Annotated in this window: 3 protein-coding genes; all 3 read right to left on the reverse strand. The window is 67.9% G+C overall.

Features of this window, described 5'->3' with window-relative positions:
- Nucleotides 1–245, reverse strand: a 245-nt coding sequence (locus FV228_RS21785) for a formate dehydrogenase subunit delta (protein WP_147856517.1), incomplete at its 3' end; no start/stop codon positions are given.
- A 4-nt stretch (nucleotides 246–249) separates the two neighbouring features.
- Nucleotides 250–3,111: a formate dehydrogenase subunit alpha gene (gene fdhF / locus FV228_RS21790; RefSeq protein ID WP_147856518.1), complete on the reverse strand. Its 2,862-nt coding sequence runs from the start codon at nucleotides 3,109–3,111 to the stop codon at nucleotides 250–252.
- An 11-nt stretch (nucleotides 3,112–3,122) separates the two neighbouring features.
- A partial coding sequence (locus FV228_RS21795; RefSeq protein WP_147856519.1) for an NADH-ubiquinone oxidoreductase-F iron-sulfur binding region domain-containing protein occupies nucleotides 3,123–4,243 on the reverse strand: 1,121 nt, incomplete at its 5' end.

Below are 4,243 nucleotides of genomic sequence, written 5' to 3' on the forward strand. Positions count from 1 at the left end.
GCCGGGCGCACCGGGCTCTCGGCCTGGGGCTCGGCCCCGCGCAGGGCCTGCTGCACCAGGCTGTCGGCCCGGTCGCCCATCTCCGGCAGGGCGGCCTCGAGCTTCGAGACCATCTTGGGCGTCCAGAACGCCGTGATGTGCTTGTGCACCCCGGCCACCGCCTCGTCCTCCGGGTAGGACCGGAAGAACGTGGCGATCTGGTTCGCCATCCGGAGGAGCTTGTCCTCCTGGGTCTGTGCGCTCATCGATTCACTCCGCCGCGTCGAGGCGCTGGGCGATGCGCGTCAGCGAGAAATCCTCCTCGTAGAACTTCGCCTGCCAGTCGGACGGCCGGTTTGTCCGCCGGATCTGCACCGCCGTGACCTTGTACTCGGGACAGTTGGTCGCCCAATCCGAGTAGTCGGTGGTGATCACGTTGGCGCCGGTCTTGGCGTGGTGGAACGTGGTGTAGACCACGCCGGGCTGCATCCGCTCCGAGACCTTGGCCTTCAGGGCGATGTCGCCGGACCGGCTCTCCAGGGAGACCAGGTCGCCGTCGACGATGCCGCGCAGTTCCGCGTCGAACGGGTGGATCTCCAGCACGTCCTCCTCGTGCCAGCGCGAGTTCTCGGTGCGCCGGGTCTGCGCGCCGACATTGTACTGGGACAGGATCCGGCCCGTGGTCAGGATCAGCGGGAACTTCGCCCCCGTGCGCTCCTCGGTGGCCACGAACTCGGTGATCATGAACCGGCCCTTGCCGCGGACGAAGCGGTCCACGTGCATCATCGGCGTGCCGAGCGGCGCCTTCTCGTTGCAGGGCCACTGCACCGAGCCCAGCTCGTCGAGCTTGGCGTAGGACACGCCGGTGAAGCTCGGAGTCAGGCCGGCGATCTCGTCCATGATCTGGGACGGGTGGCTGTACTCCATCTTGTAGCCCAGAGCATTGGAGAGCAGCACCGTGCCCTCCCAGTCACCGTAGCCGCCCATCGGGGGCATCACCTTGCGGACGCGGGAGATGCGACGCTCGGCGTTGGTGAAGGTGCCGTCCTTCTCGAGGAACGAGGCGCCTGGCAGGAAGACGTGGGCGTATTTCGCGGTCTCGTTCAGGAACAGGTCCTGGATGACGATGCATTCCATCGCCTTGAGGCCGGACGTGACGTGGTGCGTGTCGGGATCCGACTGCGCGATGTCCTCGCCCTGGATGTAGAGGCCCTTGAAGCTGCCATCGACGGCCTCGTCCAGCATGTTGGTGATGCGCAGGCCCGGCGCGCCGTCGAGCTTGGCGCCCCAGAGGGCCTCGAAGCTCTCACGGGTGGCGTCGTCCGAGACGTGGCGGTAGCCGGTGAACTCGTGCGGGAACGAGCCCATGTCGCAGGAGCCCTGGACGTTGTTCTGGCCGCGCAGCGGGTTCACGCCGGCCCCGAGCTTGCCGATGTTGCCGGTGGCCATGGCGATGTTGGCCATGCCCATCACCATGGTCGAGCCCTGGCTGTGCTCGGTGACACCGAGGCCGTAGTAGATGCCGGCCGCGCCGCCCGTGGCGTAGAGCCGGGCGGCAGCCCGAACCTCCGCCGGGTCGAGGCCGGTGAACGATTGCTGGTTCTCGGGCGAATGCCGCTCCTCGGCGATGAACCGGGCCCAGGACTCGAACTCGGCGAGGTCGCAGCGCTCGCGGACATACGCTTCGTCGATCAGCCCCTCGGTGACGATGACGTGCGCCAGCGAATTGATGAAGGCGACGTTGGAGCCGGGCTTCAGGGGCAGGTGGTGATCGGCCTTGATGTGGGGCGACTTCACCAAGTCGATCTTGCGCGGATCGGCGACGATCAGCTTGGCGCCCTCGCGCAGGCGCTTCTTCATGCGCGAGCCGAAGACCGGGTGCCCGTCGGTCGGGTTGGCGCCGATCACCAGGATCACGTCGGACTGCTCGACCGACTTGAAGTCCTGGGTGCCGGCCGAGGTGCCGAGCGTCGACATCAGCCCGTAGCCGGTGGGCGAGTGGCAGACGCGGGCGCAGGTGTCGACGTTGTTGTTGCCGAAGGCGGCGCGCACGAGCTTCTGGACGAGGTAGGCCTCCTCGTTGGTGCAGCGCGACGAGGTGATGCCGCCGACCGAATCCTTGCCGTAGGTCGCCTGGATCCGCTTGAACTCGGAGGCGGCGTGGCCGATCGCCTCCTCCCAGGACACTTCGCGCCACGGATCCGTGATCTTGGCGCGGATCATCGGCTTGGTGATGCGGTCCTTGTGGGTGGCGTAGCCGTAGGCGAAGCGGCCCTTGACGCAGCTATGGCCCTCGTTGGCCTTGCCGGCCTTGTACGGCACCATGCGGACGACGCGGGTGCCCTGCATCTCGGCCTTGAAGGAGCAGCCGACGCCGCAATACGCGCAGGTCGTCACCTCCGCGTGCTCGGGCTGGCCGAACTCGTGGATCGACTTCTCCTGCAGCGTGGCCGTGGGGCAGGCCTGCACGCAGGCGCCGCAGGAGACGCACTCCGACTCCATGAAGTTGGTCGGGCCCGCCGCCACGCGGCTGTCGAAGCCGCGGCCCGCGATGGTCAGCGCGAAGGTGCCCTGCACCTCCTCGCAGGCGCGGACGCAACGGTTGCAGACGATGCACTTCGACGGATCGTAGGTGAAGTACGGGTTCGACTCGTCCTTGGGCAGGTACTTCTCGGCGCTCGGCACGACATGGTTGTCGCCCTCGTAACCGTAGCGGACGTCGCGCAGGCCGACGACGCCGGCCATGTCCTGCAATTCGCAATCGCCGTTGGCCGCGCAGGTCAGGCAGGTCAGCGGGTGATCGGAGATGTAGAGCTCCATCACGCCCTTGCGGAGCTTGTGGAGCTTGTCGGTCTGCGTGCGCACGACCATGCCGTTCTCGGCCGGGGTGGTGCAGGAGGCCGGCGTCCCGCGCCGTCCCTCGATCTCCACGAGGCAGAGCCGGCAGGAGCCGAACGGCTCCAGGCTGTCGGTGGCGCACAGCTTCGGGATCTGCGTGCCGGCATGCATCGCCGCCGCCATCACCGAAGTGCCGGCCGGCACGGTCACGTCCATGCCGTCGATCGTCAGGGTGACGGTCTGCTCCGCCACGCGGATTGGCGTGCCGTAGTCGATCTCCTTGATCAGGCCCATCGACGTCTCCTTCACTCGGCCGCGACCGGCAGATCGCCGGCGCGCCTGAAATCTTCAGGGAAGTGGGTGATCGCGCTCATCACGGGCATCGGCGTGAGCCCGCCCATGGCGCAGAGCGACCCATCGGTCATGACCTCGCAGAGGTCCTCGATCAGCTTCAGGTTCGTCTCCGGCCGGATGCCGGCGATGACCTTGTCCATGGTCTCGACGCCCCGGGTCGCGCCGATCCGGCAGGGGGTGCACTTGCCGCAGGATTCGGTGGCGCAGAACTCGAAGGCGAAGCGGGCTTGGCTCGCCATGTCGACGGTGTCGTCGAACACCACGATGCCGCCGTGGCCGACGAGGCCCTTCTTGGCCGCCATCGCCTCGTAGTCGAGGGGCGTGTCGAGCAAATGGTCGGGGAAGTAGGCCCCGAGCGGCCCGCCGACCTGCACGGCCCGGACCGGCCTCCCCGAGCGGGTGCCGCCGCCGTAATCCTCGATCACCTCGCGCAGGGTCACCCCGAAGGCGAGTTCGATCAGGCCGCCGTGCTTGATGTTGCCGGCAAGCTGGATCGGCAGCGTGCCGAGCGAGCGGCCCATGCCGTAATCGGCGTAGGCTCCGGCGCCGTTCTCGAGGATCCACGGCACGGCCGTAAAGGTCATGACGTTGTTGACGAGCGTCGGCTTGCCGAGGAAGCCCTTGAGCGCCGGGATCGGCGGCTTGGCCCGCACGATGCCGCGCTTGCCCTCCAGGCTCTCCAGCAGCGACGTCTCCTCGCCGCAGATATAGGCGCCCGCCCCGAGCCGGACCTCCAGGTGGAAGGCCTTGCCCGAACCCAGGATATCGGCGCCGAGCACGCCGGCCTCGATGCCGTTGGCGATCGCCTCCTTCAGGGTGGCGAAGGCCTGCGGGTATTCGGAGCGCAGGTAGATGTAGCCCCGGGTCGCGCCGGTCGCGATCGCCGCGATGGTCATGCCCTCGATGAGGTTGAAGGGGTCGCCCTCCATCATCATCCGGTCGGCGAAGGTGCCGGAATCGCCCTCGTCGGCGTTGCAGACGACGTATTTCTGCTCGCCCTTGGCGAGCATCACGGTGTTCCACTTGATGCCGGCCGGGAAGCCGGCGCCGCCGCGGCCGCGCAGGCCGGATT

It is taken from the genome of Methylobacterium sp. WL18 (assembly GCF_008040015.1).
In the GTDB taxonomy this organism is placed as follows: domain Bacteria; phylum Pseudomonadota; class Alphaproteobacteria; order Rhizobiales; family Beijerinckiaceae; genus Methylobacterium; species Methylobacterium mesophilicum.